General features: G+C 41.5%; 25 protein-coding genes and 1 pseudogene. 4 read left to right on the top strand and 22 right to left on the bottom strand.

What is annotated here, in order from left to right:
- Positions 1-45 precede the first annotated feature (45 nt).
- Positions 46-387: a helix-turn-helix domain-containing protein gene (locus PG418_RS13255; protein ID WP_342999797.1), complete on the bottom strand. Its 342-nt coding sequence runs from the start codon at positions 385-387 to the stop codon at positions 46-48.
- A 605-nt stretch (positions 388-992) separates the two neighbouring features.
- Here PG418_RS13255 and nagB point away from each other — a divergent pair.
- The 4 genes from nagB (at position 993) to PG418_RS13275 (ending at position 4913) form a co-directional block, all read left to right on the top strand.
- Entirely contained in the window at positions 993-1724 is a 732-nt protein-coding gene (gene nagB / locus PG418_RS13260; RefSeq protein ID WP_008370457.1) for a glucosamine-6-phosphate deaminase, read from the top strand.
- Between the two features lie 30 nt (positions 1725-1754).
- Positions 1755-2885 (top strand): N-acetylglucosamine-6-phosphate deacetylase, encoded by a 1131-nt coding sequence (gene nagA / locus PG418_RS13265; protein ID WP_498837498.1) that lies wholly within the window; start codon positions 1755-1757, stop codon positions 2883-2885.
- Positions 2879-3358, top strand: a complete 480-nt coding sequence (locus tag PG418_RS13270) for a PTS sugar transporter subunit IIA (protein WP_342999799.1) — start codon at positions 2879-2881, stop codon at positions 3356-3358. The genes nagA and PG418_RS13270 overlap by 7 nt, the downstream gene beginning before the upstream one ends.
- A gap of 82 nt (positions 3359-3440) precedes the next feature.
- Positions 3441-4913: a PTS transporter subunit EIIC gene (locus PG418_RS13275; protein ID WP_498837499.1), complete on the top strand. Its 1473-nt coding sequence runs from the start codon at positions 3441-3443 to the stop codon at positions 4911-4913.
- 102 nt (positions 4914-5015) lie between these two features.
- Here PG418_RS13275 and rsfS read toward each other — a convergent pair whose 3' ends face one another.
- From rsfS to PG418_RS13380, 21 genes and pseudogenes are all read right to left on the bottom strand, one after another.
- Entirely contained in the window at positions 5016-5366 is a 351-nt protein-coding gene (gene rsfS, locus PG418_RS13280) for a ribosome silencing factor (protein WP_044998772.1), read from the bottom strand.
- A gap of 8 nt (positions 5367-5374) precedes the next feature.
- The gene (yqeK, locus tag PG418_RS13285) at positions 5375-5977 is read right to left on the bottom strand and encodes a bis(5'-nucleosyl)-tetraphosphatase (symmetrical) YqeK (protein ID WP_498837500.1); all 603 of its coding nucleotides are present in this window, start codon (positions 5975-5977) and stop codon (positions 5375-5377) included.
- Positions 5958-6590: a nicotinate-nucleotide adenylyltransferase gene (gene nadD, locus PG418_RS13290; RefSeq protein WP_173700137.1), complete on the bottom strand. Its 633-nt coding sequence runs from the start codon at positions 6588-6590 to the stop codon at positions 5958-5960. Before nadD ends, yqeK begins: the two co-directional genes overlap by 20 nt.
- Positions 6591-6607: 17 nt before the next feature.
- Positions 6608-6898: a ribosome assembly RNA-binding protein YhbY gene (gene yhbY, locus PG418_RS13295; protein ID WP_498837501.1), complete on the bottom strand. Its 291-nt coding sequence runs from the start codon at positions 6896-6898 to the stop codon at positions 6608-6610.
- Positions 6899-6930: 32 nt separating this feature from the next.
- A complete protein-coding gene (obgE, locus tag PG418_RS13300) occupies positions 6931-8214 on the bottom strand; it encodes a GTPase ObgE (protein WP_055297587.1) in 1284 nt (427 codons plus the stop codon).
- A gap of 73 nt (positions 8215-8287) precedes the next feature.
- Complete coding sequence (rpmA, locus tag PG418_RS13305; protein WP_008370482.1) at positions 8288-8572, bottom strand: 50S ribosomal protein L27; 285 nt, start codon at positions 8570-8572, stop codon at positions 8288-8290.
- A gap of 5 nt (positions 8573-8577) precedes the next feature.
- Positions 8578-8910 (bottom strand): ribosomal-processing cysteine protease Prp, encoded by a 333-nt coding sequence (locus PG418_RS13310; protein ID WP_008370483.1) that lies wholly within the window; start codon positions 8908-8910, stop codon positions 8578-8580.
- 15 nt (positions 8911-8925) lie between these two features.
- Positions 8926-9234 carry a 50S ribosomal protein L21 gene (gene rplU, locus PG418_RS13315; protein WP_008370484.1) on the bottom strand — a complete coding sequence of 103 codons (309 nt, stop codon included), beginning with the start codon at positions 9232-9234 and terminating at the stop codon, positions 8926-8928.
- A 118-nt stretch (positions 9235-9352) separates the two neighbouring features.
- Entirely contained in the window at positions 9353-9766 is a 414-nt protein-coding gene (locus PG418_RS13320) for a CBS domain-containing protein (RefSeq protein ID WP_173687471.1), read from the bottom strand.
- An 89-nt stretch (positions 9767-9855) separates the two neighbouring features.
- The gene (locus PG418_RS13325) at positions 9856-11175 is read right to left on the bottom strand and encodes an aspartate kinase (RefSeq protein ID WP_055157219.1); all 1320 of its coding nucleotides are present in this window, start codon (positions 11173-11175) and stop codon (positions 9856-9858) included.
- 205 nt (positions 11176-11380) lie between these two features.
- Complete coding sequence (ybaK, locus tag PG418_RS13330) at positions 11381-11863, bottom strand: Cys-tRNA(Pro) deacylase (RefSeq protein WP_008370496.1); 483 nt, start codon at positions 11861-11863, stop codon at positions 11381-11383.
- Positions 11856-13046 carry a ribonuclease E/G gene (locus PG418_RS13335; RefSeq protein ID WP_498837502.1) on the bottom strand — a complete coding sequence of 397 codons (1191 nt, stop codon included), beginning with the start codon at positions 13044-13046 and terminating at the stop codon, positions 11856-11858. Before PG418_RS13335 ends, ybaK begins: the two co-directional genes overlap by 8 nt.
- The gene (locus PG418_RS13340) at positions 13047-13754 is read right to left on the bottom strand and encodes a TIGR03936 family radical SAM-associated protein (protein ID WP_498837503.1); all 708 of its coding nucleotides are present in this window, start codon (positions 13752-13754) and stop codon (positions 13047-13049) included. It lies immediately after the preceding gene.
- On the bottom strand, positions 13738-15603 hold the full coding sequence (locus PG418_RS13345; protein WP_195254931.1) for a TIGR03960 family B12-binding radical SAM protein: 1866 nt from the start codon (positions 15601-15603) through the stop codon (positions 13738-13740). The genes PG418_RS13340 and PG418_RS13345 overlap by 17 nt, the downstream gene beginning before the upstream one ends.
- 492 nt (positions 15604-16095) lie before the next feature.
- Positions 16096-16191: pseudogene (locus PG418_RS13350) on the bottom strand (type II toxin-antitoxin system Phd/YefM family antitoxin); the annotation flags it as partial.
- A gap of 274 nt (positions 16192-16465) precedes the next feature.
- Positions 16466-17275 carry an ABC transporter permease gene (locus tag PG418_RS13355; RefSeq protein ID WP_117824342.1) on the bottom strand — a complete coding sequence of 270 codons (810 nt, stop codon included), beginning with the start codon at positions 17273-17275 and terminating at the stop codon, positions 16466-16468.
- On the bottom strand, positions 17238-18083 hold the full coding sequence (locus PG418_RS13360; protein ID WP_022220589.1) for an ABC transporter ATP-binding protein: 846 nt from the start codon (positions 18081-18083) through the stop codon (positions 17238-17240). Before PG418_RS13360 ends, PG418_RS13355 begins: the two co-directional genes overlap by 38 nt.
- A 14-nt stretch (positions 18084-18097) precedes the next feature.
- The gene (locus PG418_RS13365) at positions 18098-18907 is read right to left on the bottom strand and encodes an ABC transporter permease (protein ID WP_178293659.1); all 810 of its coding nucleotides are present in this window, start codon (positions 18905-18907) and stop codon (positions 18098-18100) included.
- A gap of 15 nt (positions 18908-18922) precedes the next feature.
- Positions 18923-19879 carry an ArsR/SmtB family transcription factor gene (locus PG418_RS13370; RefSeq protein ID WP_215634451.1) on the bottom strand — a complete coding sequence of 319 codons (957 nt, stop codon included), beginning with the start codon at positions 19877-19879 and terminating at the stop codon, positions 18923-18925.
- Between the two features lie 270 nt (positions 19880-20149).
- Complete coding sequence (locus PG418_RS13375; protein WP_498837504.1) at positions 20150-20638, bottom strand: DUF3592 domain-containing protein; 489 nt, start codon at positions 20636-20638, stop codon at positions 20150-20152.
- Positions 20639-20732: 94 nt separating this feature from the next.
- Positions 20733-21125 (bottom strand): C-GCAxxG-C-C family protein, encoded by a 393-nt coding sequence (locus PG418_RS13380; protein ID WP_227084578.1) that lies wholly within the window; start codon positions 21123-21125, stop codon positions 20733-20735.
- Between the last annotated feature and the right edge of the window lie 168 nt (positions 21126-21293).

The raw sequence follows: 21293 nt of genomic DNA on the forward strand, positions 1-21293 counted from the left end.
TCTTGGTCTTTCTTTTTTTTCGGGACTATTCTTTTTTCACAGCCCCTAGCGCCTGTGGCGGTCGCTTGCGACATCTTCATTATACGCCGCAGTGCGCATCCTGCCGGAGGCTTTTATTACATAGGAAATGACATTTCCTATGTAATAAGAAATATCCCCGTCAATGACGAGGATATCTTCAATCGAAGTATGTAATAATCTACTTAAAATAATGAAATTGTCTATACTGGGTAACGATTTGCCGGAAAGCCATTTATAAATGGCCTGCGGATTTTCAAATCCAAAAGCTCCCTGGATTTCCCGAATTGTATATCCTTTTTCCAAGAGTAGCTTTCTTATGCGTTCTCCAGTCTTTTTCGGCTGGATTGACAAATACATGGGTTCCATACTTTGTGCCTCCATGATTCAGAATCAAGTTCCCTGATAACTTATATATTATAACACAGAAAGCATCGGATCACCAGTATCAGTCTCTAAAACACCAGAAAATATATTTACAGATATTCCGGATCCACCTGTTTGCCATCGCTCCAGATTCTTTCCAGATCGTAGAACAGACCCTTTCTGTCCTTGCTTCGGAAATGGATTTTATTCAATCAGAAGTTTATAAAAACAGCTTTTTCCTGGAAACCAAAATGAGTAGAAATCCTTAAAACCGTTAGAAACAAAGATTGTCCAGCAATATCCCCATAAGATATGAAAAGCAAGGATAACATTTTTATGTATATTTGTTGTTTTTGTTGTTTTTTATATACCTCACGTAGTTTTTTACATGGGTAATCTTGATTTTTTTGTTATAATAATATCATGAATTTAGCTAGAAGAATATTCACCAATTTCAATGTAATTCGGTAAAACGCTAAATTTTTTGTAGGCAGAAGTGTGTGCATTGGTTAGGATGTGTATATGTACTAATACAACTTGCTGTGATATATGCAAATTGTATAAAGAATCGTGGCGTTTAATATTTATGGAATGGAGAGAGGATAAAAATGAGAATTTACAAAGCAAAAGATTACGTAGACATGAGCCGCAAGGCTGCCAATATTGTTTCTGCACAGGTTATTATGAAACCAAATTGTGTTCTGGGGCTTGCAACCGGATCTACTCCGATCGGTCTTTATAAGCAGTTGGTGGAATGGTATAACAAAGGTGATCTTGATTTCTCAGAAGTTATGACGGTAAACCTTGATGAATATAAAGGACTTAGCCGTGACAACGATCAGAGCTACTACTATTTCATGCATCAGAACCTATTTGATCATGTGAATATTCCAGCTGAGAATACACACCTTCCAAACGGAATGGAACCGGATTCTCAAAAAGAATGCCAGGAATATACCAATCTGATTCAGTCTTTAGGCGGCGTAGATCTTCAGCTTCTCGGAATCGGTCATAACGGTCATATCGGATTCAACGAACCGGGGGAAGCTTTTGACAAGCAGGTTCATTGTGTAAATCTGACTCAGTCTACCATCGAAGCAAACAAACGTTTCTTTGCTTCAGCTGACGATGTTCCGAAACAGGCTTATACAATGGGAATCAAGACGATCATGCAGGCAAAGAAAATCCTGATCGTTGCAAGTGGCGAAGATAAAGCAGAAATCGTAAGAGATGCTTTCTTTGGTCCGATCACACCGAAGGTTCCTGCTTCTGTTTTACAGCTGCATAATGATGTGACTTTGGTAGCTGACGAAGCTGCACTTAGCAAACTTCCTTTATAATCATGTCTGCAAGGAACGGAGGCTTTGAAAATGATCATTAAAAATGCGTCAATTTATACAGAAGATCATACTTTTGTGAACGGGAATGCAGTTGTAGAAAATGGCAGATTTGTAAGTTTTTCGGATTTTTCGGAACAGGATGCCCAGATCGTGGATGCCCAGGGACTTTATATGATTCCGGGACTTGTGGACATTCATTTTCACGGATGCATGGGAGCAGACATGTGCGACGGTACAAAAGAAGCACTGGATATCATTACAAAATATGAAGCGTCCATCGGTGTAACTTCTGTCTGTCCGGCTACCATGACAATTGCTAAAGACGAGCTTTTAAATGTTATGAAAAATGCAGGTGATTACACCTACAATGGCGGTGCACACCTGGTTGGTATCAATATGGAAGGACCATTTATCAGTGCTTCCAAAAAAGGTGCCCAGGCAGAAGAAAATATCCTGCAGTGTGATTATGAATATTTCTGCCGGCTTCAAAAGGCGGCAAAGGGACTGATCAAACTGGTGGATCTTGCACCGGAAGAACCGGGAGCCATGGAATTTATCGAGAAAGCAAAGGATGAGGTGGTTATATCCCTTGCGCATACCGCATCGGATTATGATACTGCAAAAGAAGCCATTCAGCGTGGTGCTTCCCATGCAACCCATTTGTACAATGCAATGCCACCATTGAATCATAGAAATCCGGGCGTAATCGGTGCAGTTAGGGATTCTGAAACATGCCATGCAGAGCTGATCTGCGACGGTGTACATATTCACCCGTCTGTGATCCGCGCAACCTTTGCCATGTTTGGTGCGAAGCGTATGATTCTGATCAGTGACAGTATGCGAGCAACTGGTCTGGATGATGGAGATTACACCCTTGGCGGACAGCCGGTAAAGGTAAAAGGCAATCTTGCTACTCTGCATGATGGAACAATTGCTGGTTCTGCTACGAATCTTATGGACTGTGTGCGTTTTGTGGTTAAGAAAGTCGGCCTTCCGTTTGAAACAGCAGTCATGTGCGCATCTGAAAATCCGGCAAAAGAAATCGGAATTTTCCATGAGGTCGGAAGTATCTCCGCTGGTAAGAAAGCAGATTTTGTGCTTTTAGATAAAGATTTGAATATAGTAAGCGTCTATGTAGATGGAAAGGAGATCACATGTTAGGTTTATTTAAAGGAAAAAATAAGGGGAATCTACTCCACTCCCCGTGTAACGGAAAAGTCGTACCGATCACAGAAGTTCCGGATTCGACTTTTGCGGATAAAATATTAGGAGACGGATTTGCAGTCATTCCTTCCGAGGGAAAGGTCTATGCACCGGCAGATGGGAAAGTGAGTATGGTATTTGATACTCTTCACGCCGTTACTATGACAAGCACCCAGGGAACAGAGATTCTGATCCATATCGGTCTTGATACCGTTACACTGAAAGGAGAACCTTTTACCCCCCATGTTGTTGCAGGTGACAAGGTAAAACAGGGAGATCTCCTGATGGAAGTTGATCTGGATAAGATCCAGGCAGCCGGATTAAATACCATTACTCCGGTACTCATCTGTAATACAGATACTTATGGAAAAATAGCCCTTCAGAAGAAAGGCGAAGTCACACTGGAGGATGCTGTGCTTAAATTATCCTAGGATCTGTGCTTTTTCAATCGAAGCTAACTGGAATGGTCCAGTTTAGTGTATACTTTTATTTTATTTCTAAGGAGGAGAAAAGATGAAATTCTTACAAAAACTTGGTAAAGCGTTAATGCTCCCGGTAGCTATTCTTCCGATCTGTGGTATCCTCATGGGTATTGGATACAGGTTATGTCCGGCTACGATGCAGGGTGGAGACATCCAGGGTGCAGTAGATCTGATCGGTCTGTTTTTAGTAAAAGCAGGTGGAGCTTTGATCGACAACATGGCAATTCTTTTTGCAATCGGTGTTGGTGTCGGTATGTCTGAAAAGAATGACGGTACCGGCGGTATTGCAGCTCTTGCTTCATGGCTTATGATGAAAACACTTCTTGCAACAGGATTTGTTACAACGATCATGCCTTCTATCGCAGACAGCGCAACAAAGACACTTGCATTCGACAAAATTGAAAACCCGTTTATCGGTATTCTCGCAGGTATCATCGGATCAATGTGCTACAACAGATTCAAAAACACAAAGCTTCCGGACTGGTTGGCTTTCTTCAGTGGAAAACGCTGTGTAGCAATTATTGCAGGAGTTGTTTCTATTCTTGCATCTGTTGTTTTATTATTCGTATGGCCATTACTTTTCGGTGCACTTGTTGCTCTTGGAAAAGGTATTGTTGGTCTGGATGTTGTAGGAGCCGGTATCTATGCATTCCTCAACCGACTGCTGATCCCTACCGGATTACATCACGCACTGAACAACGTATTCTGGTTTGATACCATCGGTCTTGGTGACTTACAGCACTTCTGGGCCGGTGAAACATCTGCAGACGTATCTTGGAGCCTTGGAATGTACATGTCAGGATTCTTCCCATGTATGATGTTCGGTATCCCGGGTGCAGCTCTTGCTATGGTAAAATGTGCAAAACCGGGTAAAAAGAAAGTTGCAATCGGACTTGTAGCTTCTGCAGCTCTTTGTGCATTCATCTGTGGTGTAACTGAACCGTTCGAATTCGGATTCATGTTCCTTGCACCTGTACTTTATGTAATTTACGCAGCACTTTACGGTATCTTCACAATGATCACAGTTGCACTTGGATTCCGTGCAGGATTCTCGTTCTCAGCAGGTGCGATGGACTTATTCTTCTCTGCTTCTCTTCCGGCAGCAGCTAAGATATGGCTCATCATTCCTCTTGGAATCGCAGCATTCTTAGTTTTCTATTTCGTATTCCTCTTCGCGATCAAGAAATTTGATCTGAAGACACCGGGTAGAGAAGATGATGACGATCTGGAAGCAGAAAAAAATGTAGAACTGGCAAGTGATGACTTCACAGCTATCGCAGCAAAGATTCTTGAAGGTTGCGGCGGAAAGGAAAACATTGCAAGCATCGACAACTGTGTAACAAGACTGAGACTGGAAGTAAAAGATATGACTGCAGTTAACGACAAAGTGATCAAATCTGCAGGTGTTGCAGGTGTTATTAGACCTGGAAAAACTTCTGTACAGGTTATTGTTGGAACTAAAGTACAGTTTGTTGCGGATGCATTCTCAAGACTTTGTGAATAAGCTTATATATCTTGAATAATTGTACCAGAAAAGCAGGGCGCATGCCCTGCTTTTTACATTTAAAAAAGAATGTGCCGAAGCACATTCTCATTTTGAATTCTTTTATAATTCTTCCGGATCAACCTGTTTTCCGTCTCTCCAGATTCTTTCCAGATCATAGAAAACACGGTTTTCTCTGTCGAATACATGTACGATAATATCGCCAAAGTCCAGCAGTACCCAGCTTCCAAGGCCATAGCCTTCACGCTGTTTGACTTCGTATCCTGCTTTTCCGAGTGTCTCTTCTACATTGTCAACCAGTGCTCTTACCTGGCTTTCGTTGGTTCCGTTTGCAATGATAAAATAATCTGCAAGCACAGAGATTCCTGCAATGTCAATTACACGGATATCTTCGCCTTTTTTGTCAGCGAGTGCTTCGCAGGCAAGTTTTGCCATCTCTCTTGACTGCTCGATTGTCTGCATCAGTTTTTGTCCTCCTTTTCGGAATCACTGTTTTTCAGGTTCTTATAATATAAAAATGTCTCTTCTGTCGCAGGATCTAACGTTGCACCTTTTTCGGCAAGATATGCAAGTGTATCTTCCAGAATACGGTAAAGACATGCATCGATATCTACAAATGCAAGCGCACGTACTTCCGGAAGATTTGGTGCAACATCTCTTCCAGGCTCAATATAATCTGCGATATAAATGATCTTATCAAGCAGAGACATATTCGGACGACCGGTTGTATGAGACTCGATCGATCGTAGAATCTCTTCATTTTCTATTCCATATTTTTCCCGGGCAAAAAATGCGCCCAGCTTTGCGTGCAGAAGTCCCGGATTTTTGTACTCTGCATCGGAAATTTCGATATGATTTTTCTCGCAGAGCTTAATCTTTTCATCTGCCGGCACACATTTTGCACAGTCATGTAAAAGTCCTGCCGTCAAAGCCTGCTCCATATTGGCACCATAACGCATGGCAAGGCAGCCTGCCGTATGCATCACACCGATCGTATGATCATAACGGTCTTTATCCAGGTACCGTTTTACTTTTTTCTGCATCTTAAGTATTGTTTCCGTCATGTTCACTCACCTGATATAATCTGTTCAAATCTATATAATCTGCAACCTTTTTCGGAATCGGAAGATCTTCTGTCTCTCCTCCTCGGATCATCTGCCGGATCTCACTGGAAGAAACCGGCATCACAGGGGTACGGAGAAGCCGGATATCACATGCATACTTTTCTTTCAAATATGTGATCTGACGGCGCATTTCTTTCGGCGCTCCTGCATCATCCCGATATGCTGCCAGGATGACCGCTGTTTTCAGAAGTCTTTCCGGACATTTCCAAGTTTCCAGATTGAAAAGAGAATCCGCACCGATGATAAAATAAAATTCATCCTGCGGATAAGTCTCTTTAAAATACTCCATTGTCTGATAGGAGTACGAAGTTTCCTTTCGATCCATTTCATAGGTACAAATCTGGAAATACGGGATTTCTTCAATTGCAAGGCGTGTCATTTCGGCACGGTCCTGTAAATCTTTTCGTATTTCCGGATTTGATTTATGGGGCGGATTGCCGTTTGGCATATACCACACTTCATCCAGATGGAACTGCTGGTATGCATATTCACCAAGCATCAGATGCCCGTTGTGGATGGGATCAAATGTTCCGCCCATAATACCGATTCTCATAATCTATACTCCACTCATTAAGGAAGAACGATTTTCTTCTTGTCGTCTTTTCCCTCTTTATAAAGAACGATTTTTCTTCCGATAACCTGTACCACCTGGGAACGTGTACGCTCTGCAAGGGTATCTGCCATTCCACGCAGATCATCTCCACAGTTCTGAAGAACGTGAAGCTTGATCAGTTCTCTTGCTTCAAGCGCTTCTGCAACAGCTGCGGTAAGTTCCGGTGTTACGCTGGATTTACCGATCTGAAGGATCGGATCCATCGTCATCGCAAGGCTCTTTAAATAAGCTCTCTGTTTGGAAGTCATAAAACTTCTCCTTTCTGAAATTATGTTCTTTTCTAACGGTAATATTCAAACTGAAGACCGTACATACGGATAGTATCGCCTTCCTGAACACCTGCATTTTCAAGCTGTTCAAGGATACCGGTTTCTTTCAGGAATTTCTGGAAGAAAGCAAATCCCTTCTCGGAATCCAGATTGGTGTAACCAAGCATCTTTTCGATCTTTGGTCCCTCTACTACAAATATATCGTCTTCTTTTTCCACGGTATATGGAAGATCCATGTGGATGATCTCTTCTTCCGGGAAATATTCCTGTTCAAATACGATCGGCTTGTCATCCAACTTCTGAAGTTCATTATTTACATAGTAAAGAAGATCAGAAAGCCCTTCTCCGGTCACACCGGAAATCGGGAATACCTTGATTCCTTTTGGCTCGAACTCATCTCTCAGTCTCTGGATCGGATCTTCATCTTCGGAATAGATCAGGTCAACCTTATTTGCTGCAATAACCTGTGGACGCATGGAAATTTCTTTGTTATAGGCTTCCAGTTCAGCGTTGATCTTGTAAATGTCTTCAACCGGATCACGTCCTTCGATACCTGCCGCATCCACAACATGGATCATCATCTTGGTACGTTCAACATGACGCAAAAATTCATGTCCAAGTCCGACACCTTCTGATGCTCCTTCAATCAGTCCCGGAATATCTGCAATAACAAATCCCTTTGCACCTTCCAGATCTACAACTCCAAGGTTCGGGCTGAGTGTTGTGAAATGATAATTTGCAATCTTTGGCTGCGCATTGGTTACACGGGAAAGGAATGTGGATTTACCAACATTCGGGAAACCTACAAGCCCAACGTCTGCAATCACCTTAAGTTCCAGATTCACCCAGAGTTCCTGTGCAGGCTTTCCCGGCTGTGCATACTTCGGAACCTGCATGGTAGAGGTTGCAAAATGCATATTTCCAAGACCGCCCTTACCGCCTTTTAAGATAATCTGGCGCTGGTTCTCGCCCGACATATCGGCAATGACTTTATTGGTCTCTGCTTCACGGATAACTGTCCCTTCAGGAACTTTCAGGATCAGATCCTTTGCATCCTTACCATGACAGCGCTTTTTGCCGCCTTCCTCTCCGTCCTGTGCTTTATATTTTGTTTTGTGACGGAAATCTACCAGTGTGTTAAGACCTTTGTCCACTTCAAAGATTACATCACCGCCGCGACCGCCGTCGCCTCCGTCCGGACCGCCATTCGGAACATATAATTCCCTGCGAAAGCTGACGTGACCGTCGCCGCCCTTTCCGGATCGGATATATATTTTTGCTCTGTCTGCAAACATAATATGTCCTCCTTATTTATGACTAAAAACAAGGCTTCAAACCAAAAAAGTTTGAAGCCTCTGTTAAATCTGCTTATTCAGCTACTGGATAGATAGAAACCTGTTTCTTATCTCTTCCTTTTCTTTCAAAACGAACAACACCGTCAACCAGTGCAAATAATGTATCGTCACCACCGCGACCTACATTGATTCCTGGATGAATCTTTGTTCCGCGCTGTCTGTAAAGGATGTTACCAGCTTTTACAAACTGTCCGTCTGCTCTTTTTGCTCCAAGTCTCTTAGATTCAGAGTCACGACCGTTCTTTGTAGAACCAACTCCTTTTTTATGAGCGAAAAACTGAAGGTTTAATTTCATCATGGTTGTTACACCTCCTCGTATGTCAAATCCATATATTCTCTGTAGTTCTCATCTTCTGCAATCTCTTCCAGACCAAGAACCATCGCGTCAAGCAAAAGCTTTGCCTCGCGAGTCGGATTACCTTTAAGTCGATAGTCAATGAGTCCTTTGGATTCATCGGATACAAGGCTTGTACGGTCATCCGCAAATTTCTCAATGGCATTCAAAGTATTGATCGTAAGTACGGAAACAGCTGCGCAGACAATATCCTGTCCTTCTTCACTGAATCCTGCATGACCATGTGCTTTGAAACCTACACATTGATGTTTTTCATTTTTATAAATGGTTACTCGTATCATATAACCACCAGCTTCTTACGCGTTGATCTTTTCGATCTTAACTGCTGTATACTGCTGTCTGTGTCCGTTTTTCTTGTGGTAACCTGTTTTTCTCTTATACTTGTAAACGATAACTTTTTTAGCTTTTCCGTCACCAATTACAGATGCTTCAACTGTTGCACCTTCTACTACTGGTGTTCCAACTTTAAGCTCGTCACCACTTACTGCGAGAACCTGGTCAAAAGTATAAGACTGTCCGGCTTCCACACCAAGCTTTTCTACTTTAATGATATCGCCTTCGGCTACTTTGTACTGTTTACCACCTGTTGCTATAATTGCGTACATATGGCACCTCCTATTATCATTACTCGCCAACTACGGTGTCTGATCAAATCAGGACTTATAACCTCGTTGTGCGGCATACCTCTGTATTATACAGTGGAATACCGCACAAAGTCAACCCCTAATTTGCGATTTTTTTAATTTTTTCATAACAATATCCGATAATGTCTTTTCTTGTGATAATTCCTATGAAATTCTCCTGGTCATCTATGACCGGAACAAAGTTCTGATCCATCGCTTTTTCCATCAGATCTTCCATATTGGAATCAGCGCTTACCGGCCGGTAATCTGCTCTTCTTGCAATCTTCGTGATTGCAATGTCTTCTGCTTCTTTCAGATTCAGGATGTTCAGCTTCTTAAGTCCCCAGAGCAGGTCTCCTTCGGTGATTGTACCGACGTATTTACCTTCCCGGTTGATCATCGGAATGGATGAGTATTTGTGGTACTCCATGATTTCCATTGCCTGTCTGAGCGTGTGGTAGTCATATACAAATGCCACTTCTGCTTTTGGCTTCAGGAAAAATAATATATTCATTTTCGTATCCTCTCTTGTATGAATATTCTGTACAGGGGAGTTTTCCCCAACACCTGTACTATACCATATTTAAGGATCGAATTGAAGATTTACAGCTGAGTGTTAACAAAAATATCATAAATTGCTTTGATTGCTGCTTCAAAGTCGTGCTCTCTCACACCGATGATAATATTTAACTCGCTGGATCCCTGATCGATCATTTTTACATTGACATGTGCATGTGCCAGTGCAGAGAAAATTCTTCCGGCTGTACCGCGTGTCTGACGCATTCCACGTCCAACAACAGCGATCAGTGCAAGATCGGATTCCAGTTCGATGTCATCCGGATTCACGGCACGGTGGATGCCCGCAAGCACTTTCTGCTCATGTTCTTCAAATTCATCCTGATGAACGAAGATAGTCATAGTATCAATTCCTGACGGCATATGTTCAAAAGAAATTCCTTCATCTTCAAATACACCAAGAACCTTGCGGCCAAATCCGACTTCTGAGTTCATCATTGCTTTTTCAATTGTAATAGAAGCAAATCCACGCTTTCCTGCAATACCGGTAATTGTATACTTCGGCTTTCTGCAGGTTCCTTCTACGATCAGAGTACCCTTTTCTTCCGGTGCGTTTGTATTACGGATGTTGATCGGGATTCCTTCTTTACGAACCGGGAAGATTGCATCTTCATGTAATACGCTGGCACCCATATAAGAAAGTTCACGCAACTCTTTGTAAGTAATTGCTTCGATTCCTTTTGGATTCTTAATGATACGGGGATCTGCAATGAGGAATCCGGATACGTCTGTCCAGTTCTCATACATATCAGCATGTGTGGCTCTTGCAACGATCGATCCTGTTACATCAGATCCGCCGCGGGAAAATGTCTGGATCGTTCCGTCCGGACGTGCTCCGTAGAATCCAGGAATCACGGCACGCTCTACTTTTGAAAGTCTGTCTGCAAGTACCTGGTTAGTTTCTTCTGAAAGGAAGTTCCCATTTTCATCGAACTTGATCACTTCTGCCGCATCGATAAACTCATATCCAAGATAAGCTGCGATTACACGTCCGTTTAAATATTCTCCACGGGAAGCAGCATAATCTCTTCCGATCTTCTTTGCAAAATTATCACGGATGGTGGCAAATTCTTCGTCAAGAGAAAGAGTGATTCCAAGCCCTTCAATGATTTCCTGATATCTCTTCTGAATGTCAGCGAGTAATTCTGTAAATTTCTTCTCTTTTACAGCTGCGCCGTAACAACGATACAGCATATCTGTTACCTTGGTGTCGTCGGAAAAACGCTTTCCCGGAGCAGACGGTACAACGTAACGTCTTGATTCCTCTGAAAGAACGATCTTTCCTGCCTTTTTAATCTGTACTGCATCGGCAAGAGAACTTCCGCCGAATTTCACTACCTTAATCATCTGTTGGTATTCCTCCATCTCTCAATTCATGTATTCTGATCTGCACATGGCAAACCTGCATTTTCTGTAGAAACACCGGGCAGATGTTTCTACACTTATGTAGTTATTACTTTATTACGCTGACGTGAAAAATGCAAGATTTTCTTTTGGAATCTGTTGAAAATCTTGCATTTTGTCTAATAGAATTTCTTTTTTTGAAAACTTTCTATGCATGAATTACATCTGCAAATGTAGCATCCGCTGCTTTTCTCAAATCCTCCGGTGCAAGTGTCAGTTGTGCACCGATTCTTCCGGCACTTACATAGACTTTCTCAAACTGCTGTGCACTTGCATCAATGACCGTCGGAAAATGCTTTTTCATTCCGATCGAAGTGCATCCACCACGCACATAGCCGGTAAGCGGTGTTAACTCCTTTAAATGAAGCATTTCAATAGATTTTTCACCAACCGCTTTTGCAGCCTTCTTAAAATCAATTTCTGCTTCGATCGGAAGAACGAAAACATAATGTTCGCCACTTTTCCCTGTTGTGACAATGGTCTTGTAAACCTGTTCGTGAGGCAGATTCAGCTTATCGGCAGTTTCAATTCCATCCGTGAATTCATCGCATTCATAGGTCTGATATTCGTAAGAAATTTTCTTTCTGTCTAAAATTCGCATTGCATTTGTTTTGACTTCTTTTTTACCCATGTAAACTTTCCTCCAGTGTTTTTCGGATTTTCTTTCGTGTAATTTCCACCAGCTGCAGTTTCGTCATTCCAATCACATTTCCCGGATTTGGGTCCTTCTTTAATTCCAGCTGCAGATACGCAAGAAGTTCTTTCTTCTCTTCTGCTGATTTCATGTTGATAAAATCAATAATAATGATACCGGAAATATTGCGGAGCCGGATCTGGCGGACTGCTTCTCTTGCTGCCTCCCGGTTGATCTCCGGAAAATGAGAATTCTTTTTCAGACATTTTCCGGAATTGACATCGATTACAGTCAGCGCCTCGGTTGGCTGGATCACCAGATAAGCCCCGGATTTCATCCATACCCGTTCTTGTCTGGCTTCTCGGATCGCCCCTTCCAGGTTATAGCATTTTACAAGTGGATAAGACGCATCCGTATACGCACGGAGAAGCGGAAGTTCATCTGGCATTTCCGTTTCCAGATAAGTCTGAACTTCTTTATACAAAGCTCCATCTTCTACCGTTTCCTCTACAATAATTTCCGTCAAATCTTTTTTGTAAATATCCCGGAGTGCCTGTACGCACGGATCCGGTGCACTCTGCAGACAGCTGAAGCAGGTCCGCATCTTGCCATATTCTACGATTCTGTGATAGTTCTCTGCCAGTTTGTCAATTTCGGCACGGATCTGTGTTTCTTCTGCTTCCACACAATTTGTCCGGAAAATCAATCCGAAATCACAGTCTATATAGTCCTGTCCCAGCTTTTGCAGTTCTTCTTTCCTGACACCGTGGATTTTACCGGATACACCAATGGTACGATTGCCGGAAGTCAGTACTACATACTGCCCGGTGAAATTTAAGTTCCCGGTCACGACAGGCTGCTTGGTTTTCACTGCTTCTTTCTCCACCTGAACCAGAAGTTCATCACCGATCACAAGTGGCTTCTTTCCAATCTTATTGGTGAAAACCGGGGTATATTTTCCATCCAGCGCAAAATAGCATTGCTCACCATTTGCAATTTCAACAAATGCGCCACCGATATTCGGAAGGATTTTCCGTACTCTTCCGACATAAATTTCACCCAGGCGGCAGCTCTTTTTTTCTCCGCTACTGCCAAAGTGAAATTCCGTTACTTTCTCATTCTCTAAAACTGCAAGCACCCGGCGGTTCATGCATTCCGTAAGGAGTACTTTTCGTTCCATCTATACAATCTCCGTTCCAAGCGCATCCAGTGGAACCAGAATCATCTTGCCCTCCGTGTTTTCGGATTCCGCAAAAGTTTCCAGTCTGTGGTGGGTAAAGGTCACTTCCTCCGCATCCATACCAAGATAGTGGACAAACGCTTCTGTGACCAGCTCCGGCTTTAAGTTCTGGACACTTCCTGCTGCCACACGCATATAAATCTTTCCGTCCCGGCATTCCAGCTTGTAGATCATCGGACGAATGTCCACTTCTTTTTCACTCTTTTTCGTCTTTTTGACCACACAGATTTCATTCTGCGCATAAAAAGCTTCCAGCTTTTCAGTAAGATCTTCCGGCAGGCTGCCATTTTTTACCGAAGATAAATAGTCGGCACCTGCTACGATTGACATTCCTTTGCTTTTCTTATCATCCGGGATCTGCACAAAGCTGACGATCTCCATGCCGTCTACCATCTGTTCATTCAGCCGTCTGACCGCTTCTTTGCTGGCGATTGACTCGGTCAATTCGATATCAAAATATTCCCCGTCACTGGTAAGCCCTACCCCAAGTGGATTAGCGAAAGACATGATCATGTGCGGGCTGTAACCACTGGTAAATGCGATCGGAATCTCGGCACGGCGAATCGCTTTCTGGAAATACCGCATGATATCCAGGTGTCCGATGAACTTCATCACTCCATTTTTCCGAAATTTAATTCTTGCCTTCAAAGCAGACACCTCCTCCGTAACTTGCTGCCCCACAGCCGGAACATTTTGCACGGCAGTTCGGGGTTACATTCCCTTCCATTGCATTCTTCCATTCTCTTATAAGGAAAGATTTTGTCACGCCACAATTGATGAAATCCCATGGGAAGATTTCATCTAATTCACGCTTTCTGAGATTATAGAAATCCATGTCTACACCTGTATTTTCAAAGGCCTGCAGCCATTTATCATAATCAAAATACTCATCCCACGCATCGTAAATACAGCCAAGACGGTAAGCCTCTTCCAGAACCTTTCCGACCTTCCGGTCACCGCGGGCAAAGACGCCTTCCAGAACGGTTACTTCGGCGGTATGCCAGTTGTAGCGCAGACTCTTGCGGTTCAGCTGGTTGCGGAATGCTTCCTGTACAATTCCTGCACGGCGGATATATTCTTCCATCGGCTGCATGGTCGCCCATTGAAGCGGTGAAAATGGTTTCGGTACAAAAAAGGAACTACTTGCCGTGATCTGACATTTTCCATTTCTCTGATCCTTCGGAATTTCATAATACCGGCGTGCTACTTTATCTGCAAGAACAGCAATTCCTTCCATATCTTCCTGGGTTTCGGTCGGAAGTCCAAGCATGAAATAGAGCTTGACCTTCGTCCATCCACCTTCAAAAGCCTGTCCTGCACCATTTAAAATGTCGTCTTCCGTCAGACCTTTGTTGATTACATTACGCATCCTCTGTGTTCCGGCTTCCGGGGCGAAGGTCAGACTGCTCTTACGCACATCCTGCACCTTGCTCATAACATCCAAAGAAAATGCATCGATACGAAGGGACGGCAGGGAAATGTTGACGCCCTGTGTGTGGAACTCATCGATCAGGAAGGTGACGATCTCTTCCAGTTCGTTGTAATCACTGGAACTTAAAGAACTTAAGGTGATCTCTTCATGTCCCGTATTCTTCAGCATTGCACGTGCCGTCTCTTTGAGCATATTGATATCACGCGGACGTGTCGGACGGTAAACCATTCCCGCCTGACAGAAACGACATCCACGGATACAGCCGCGCTGAATCTCCAGAACCGCTCTGTCCTGTGTAACCTTGATAAACGGGACAACCGGCTTTAACGGATAGGTTGTCTGGCTCATATCTGCCGCAACTACTCGTTTAATTTTTTCCTTTGCATGCGGATTGTTTGGCAGGAAAGATTCGATTGTGCCGTCTTCTTTGTAAGTGACATCATAAAAAGAAGGAACGTAAATTCCCTCGATCTCTGCTGCCATTTCCAGAAATTCTTTCCGGCTTTTTCCGGCTCTCTTCCACTTTTTGTATGCTTCCAGAAGCTCATCATAAACCACTTCGCCCTCTCCGATATAGAACATATCGAAAAATTCTGCCAGTGGTTCTGTATTGTAAACACATGGTCCACCACCAATGACAAATGGATCTTCTAAAGTTCTGTCTTCACTGTGAAGTGGAATACCGGATAAATCCAGCACCTGCAGTACATTGGTGTAACACATCTCAAACTGTAATGTGATGCCAAGAAAGTCAAAATCCTTTACCGGGTCCTGAGATTCCAGGGCAAAGAGCGGGATGTGTTTTTCGCGCATGATCTTGTCCAGATCAATCCATGGAGAGTAGACTCTCTCGCACCAGGTATCCTCCCGGCGGTTGAACATATCGTACAGAATCTGGATTCCCAGATGGGACATACCAACCTCATATACCTCCGGAAAACACATTGCAAACCTTATATCCACCGCATTTTTATCTTTCATTACTGAATTGACCTCATGACCAATGTAGCGGGCAGGTTTCTCTATATTCAGTAAAATATCATCATCTAATGCTAATTTCCTCATTTTTCCTCCGTTTTTAGTTTGTTTATTTGTGATTTTTACACAATTTTAAGTGTAGAAATTTTACAATTTATAATATTTTTAATTTTAAAACCACTTTATTTTTTACCGTTTTTTGAAAAAAAATGTCCCCAAAATTCCCCCCATTTTTTACCGTTTTACGACTGTTTTTCTGTCGTAAGAATTGTATGCGAATGCTTACGACTGAATGCGATTACAGCGATACTTTAGCATATTATATAATACTGTAAACGATGAATTTGAAACAGGTATTTTATTAAGACAATTACTTTTAATAATAGCTTGTTTAAGTGAGAAAATCAACTATTTTAGTCGTATCAAACTCCTGTTGTTCTATTTTTTCATCGTTTTTTCACACCTGAGAGATCAAATTTTCCGCATAATCCTCTGCCTCATACGGCAACATAAACCAGCAAGCTTCTTGTTGTTATCATAACACTTATCGCAAATACAAAAGCCGCCACCCAACGAATTAGCGCCATATCCGTTTTTAGTTAAATACACAGGATTTCCACTATTAACAAGAGTCTCAATTTCAGGAAATTTATTTCTGAGATCAGAAATGGAAATTTTGAAGTAAACAAAAAGAGTATTACGTTTCTTCTTGTTCACGTGATACTCTTTCTTTTATGGCTTCTGACTGTTACTGCTGATATACGTTTTACTTTTTCATTTACAATCTGTTTTATTTTACACCATGGTCCACCTGGTACATATGCGAAATCAGGCGGAAGATCTGACTGGTATATCCCCATTCATTATCATAAAAACTGATCAGTTTGAAATCAGCATGTATATGTTTCTTATTATAATATACATTAATTGACGACTCAATAGAGAATTTTTAATAAAGCTGTAACTCCCCTGTTTCTCTGTTATGTCTTTCAACCTGATATGTCAAAACTACTGTAACAGCTACCATAATGCACATACAAACCAGCAGGCCGGCGATATTCAAGATCCATTGTTTTCCTTTCCCACCAATATTCAATACAAATCGAATAATATTAATACAATATGTGAGCGGAAATACAAGTGAAATCATTTTTGCCCAGAAAGGAAAACAGTTCCGTGGAATTCTTGAACCGGAAAACAATGTCATCGGTGTATCAAAAATATCCATAATGATCGAAGCATCTCTGGAAAACATAAAAATGGAATTCAACATTCCACCCCAGATTGTGGAAGACAGTAGCAACAAAAGAAAAATAAATGGCAAAATCAGTATGTTGTGGAATTGGATTGCTTTTGTATAAACCAAAATGAATACGCAAAAACAACAGAACATCCATACTTCCTGAATCAATGCGCCAAGTGCTCTCCCATACATCATAGCCAGACGGTTTGCAGGGGAAAGAAAAGTAATTTCCAAAGTGCCGCCTTTTCTTTCCTGATTCGCCATCGACCATGCATTTTGTACCATCGACCAGAAGCATGTATAGGACATAAATCCGGTTCCTAAGAAAGCCAGTAATTCTTTGCTGTCAGAAATCCCCATATAACCGGTTAAAGAAAATGGTTTGTAAGTATAATAAACTTCTAAAAATCCAAGAATCGGCCAGATCAGCAGCGACAAATATACAAAAGCTGAATGATAATCATGTTTCTGTTGTTTTTCAATTTCTGCTTTTATTACCAAAAATATTTTCTTCACTGTCTTCTCCTCTTGATCTGTAAATAATTTTCATCAATATTTCTTCCAGTCCAGGTTCCTGCAAAACCATCTTCGGTTCACTTGCAAACAAATCTTTTAGTTCTTCTTTAGTACCCTGTGCAATCATTCGCCCCTTATCCAGGACATAAATATAATCACAAAGTTCTTCAGCCTCACTTATATAGTGTGTTGTCAGGAGAACCCCTTTTTTTCCCTCCTGAGCCAACTCTTTTATCATAGTCCGTATTTCCTTTGCAATCACAATATCCAGTCCAAGGGTTGGTTCATCCAGAAAAATATATTCAGGATCGTTAATCAGTCCTCTTGCAATCTGTAGCCGTTGTTTCATCCCTTTTGAATATCTTTCAACCGGTATATCTTCGGCTTCTTCCAGCCCTACTATTTTCAATAATTCTGCAATTTTTTCTTTTAATTTAACACCACTCAAGCCATATAAACTGCCAAAGTATTTTAAATTTTCTATAGCAGTAAGTCGCCAGTACAGATTCCTTTCTCCACCGGAAATTACATTGATCCGTTCTTTTACCCAACGATGATTTTTAACTGCATCGACACCATTCATCGTGAGCGTTCCTGAGGATGGCGCGATAATCGATGCTAGCATACGGATTGTTGTTGTTTTCCCTGCGCCGTTAATTCCGAGAACGCCTATGATTTGCCCTTTTGGAATTTCCAAAGTGATATCCTTTACCGCGGAAACGATTTTCTTTTTTCGACCGAACAATGCACTTTCTTTTATCACGTAATTTTTTGCAAGATTTGTAGCTATAATTTTCTGTTCGTCCATGTCTTTTCTCCTATCTATCCAAATATACTTTCTACCAGTTTCCTCTCCATTGACTGATACCAGATCATACCGAGAACCAGATAAATGCCGGACAGAACAAGAATCTGTACAATCAGTAGATGATTGCTGATCAGATTTTCATGTCCGATCACCACATTTCGAAATAAAGTAACCGCTGGAGTCAATGGAAAAATCTGTGCTACATTCTGAACCCAATCCGGCAGATATTGAATCGGATAGGTAATCCCGCATACCAGGCTCATTGTAACAAATAATGTATTCTGTGTCAGATAAGTGTCTCTTGTATATAGCATAACGGAAGATAATAAAATTCCCATACAAAAAAAACTTAGTATTGCCAGTAAAATCGTAATCAATGCCCGGGCGGAAAGAAAATAACTTAATTTTGCTCCGAACAGTACCCCGACAATGAGCACAGTTCCAAACTCCAGAAATGCCCGTGTCGTCTGTTCCAGCAGACATCCAAGAAAGTATTCACTCCTTGGTGCGGGCGATAACAACAGCATTTCCAGTGTGCCTTCTCTTAATTCTGTAATCAATGCCCTTCCGATATTCATGAGCGTTGCAACTGCCAGAACATTTAACGCAGATCCCAGTACAATATAAGTGATATAATCTGCACCATTTACATATTTGCTGAATTCATTGTTTAAATTTCCATGCATAAAATAGCGATATACAAAATATGGAAAGATAATCTGAGTAACTCCCGTTATCACGCGTGATACCATAAATGACCATGGAACTGCCCTCAGAATCCCAATCCTGTTTTTATGATATGTTGAAAATATTACCTGCCACATCTATTTGCCCCCCTTCTAGATAGTTATCATTTCGTAAAATTTGTAAGGAATGTAGTTAATCATATCTTCTTTAAATTCATATTCTACGAAGAATCCTTTTTTATTTTTATGAACAAGATCTGCTTTCCACATGATTTGCAGATGCTTCGACACTGCCGCTTCGCTGATTTCCAATTTCTGCGCCAGTTCTTGTGTGGTACAGACATTCTGCATCAAAAGCTTGATAATCCGTAATCGCGTTTTGTCTCCGAGTACTTTAAATATTTGCACCAAGTCTTCCGGAATATCACTCTCGATTGATTCAACAATAACTCCTTTTACCACTTCCAGTTCCTGCCTGTGCTTAAAAAGCCATAAATGAGGATATACAAAAGTACTGACTGTAAGAAATACCGTATTCAGCTCTTTTTTCTTATACTTAAATTCATGGTTTTTCAGATAAATGACTTCGGTTTCTTCAACCTGCAGACGTGTATGGATTTTTCCGATCCAATTCCACAATCCTTCTGCCTGACATTTTCGTTTTTCATTCTGAATTACTCTTATGAGATAAGGTCGTAAAATCATTTCTTCTTTACGAAATACGGTTTCATAATACGCTTCCATAACATTTAATATTCTGTCACGCTCTTTCCTGGTCATTTCATTACCAGTTGTTTCCTTTACCCAATGATTCCACTGGTATATATTCTTTTTTCGAAAATAACGAATCATTTCGATAATTTCCATTTGTCGGATCTCACTCCATTTTTCCGAATCAATAATTAAAATCCATTCATTTGTCAAAGTTTTGAGATTACGGATTTCTTTTACCAGTTCTGGTAAACACTGTTCTTTTGACTGCACCCATTTTTGTCTGGATACATGATGCTCTGGGTTGGAAAGTACGTGCATCGAAAAGAAAAATTCCCACACAGGCAGATAAGACACAACAACTTTTATATCTTCTTCACTAAACATATCTAAAATCATATTGTTACACCTTTTTCAATCAACCGATCAGTTAATCAAATCCTTTTTCCTTTTTGATGTAGGCATTATAGGGATGAAGGTCAGGTTTGTCAATGTTTAATTTGATTTTTCGTTCTGTAATTTTAAAATATTAAAAGGTGCTAATCCAGCAAAAAACCAAATTAGCACCTAATATCAAAATATTGTTTATCTTACACCTAAATCAGATTCATTTTTTCAATTTCTTTTTCCTGTGAATTTATCTTTATTGGCTTCACATCCAGAACTTTTTCACAGTAATGCTATAACCGACCATACTCTCACCATTCCAAGCAAAATCGCCACTCCCCCAATTACAAAACAAATCAGACTCAGGAAATGACTTCCTCCACCTGTTATGTCTTTTAAAGTTTCCGTCACATCCTTCGGATTCTCCGGATCATAATATCCTGGATATTCCTTTCCGACAGGATACTGATCGATCGAGCTTCCCAGACGTGTGTGATATTCATATCTCTGACCATTTACCATATACTCATAAATCGGGGTATAGCTGGTGACATAAATGATTTCACCTGATTCATTAGAATCCCTTTCCTCCCGTTCATGCTTCTCCACACCGATCACACGCAGCGTGGTGCGTCCTGAATAGCGCTGCTGATATTTGGCATTTTCAGCATTTGCTTTCTTCCACAGCTTTTTCCCAAACCAGATCAGTAAAACACCCAAAAGTAGTGGAATTGCTGCTATACTAAAAGAATACACATAGAAATTTACCATAGTATTCCTCCTCTTTTTGAAACCATGTCCTAAACACTTTGTTAGCTTAAGTATAGCACAAATGGGGATGTGTTCCGTATTCGTATCGTTTTATTTATTCAATCCCCATTACTTCTCCTAGTGCAAGCACCGCATTTCTTACGCATTCCGGACATTCACAGAGTACCTTTCCTGTGCCGACGCCCTTCAACTCCCTACAGATCGTTGCTCCGCATTTTTGCTGAAACTTTGCAAGGATTTCTTTGGAATAACGAGGCGTTCCGGCTCCGTCTGTCAGGACTCCGGCGGTCATCACAGCTCCTATGAGTGCCCCGCAGGTTGCTTCCAGACATCCCATTCCAGCTGCATAGCCTGCGGTTAATTTCATCAGTGTCTCATCGTCCAATGAAAGCTTATCTTCAAATACTTTTACCACTGCCTGGGAACAGTTGCATGCTCCGGCAGTTTTTAAATCTGCAGCTTTTGCTGCGCGTTCTTCGATTGTCATATTCAGTACCTCTCTTATTTTATTCAATCTGGTAAAATTTTTTCAAAGGCTTCGTCTCAGTCTTAGCTGCTCTCTGAAAAAATTCCGGTATATTCTCCATATACCTGTAAATATACACAGGGAACAGACTGATGCCTGTTCCCTGCCTGTTAATTTCTATTATAACAT

The organism is Bariatricus sp. TF06-38A (genome assembly GCF_027690675.1).
Lineage (GTDB): Bacteria > Bacillota > Clostridia > Lachnospirales > Lachnospiraceae > Allocoprococcus > Allocoprococcus comes.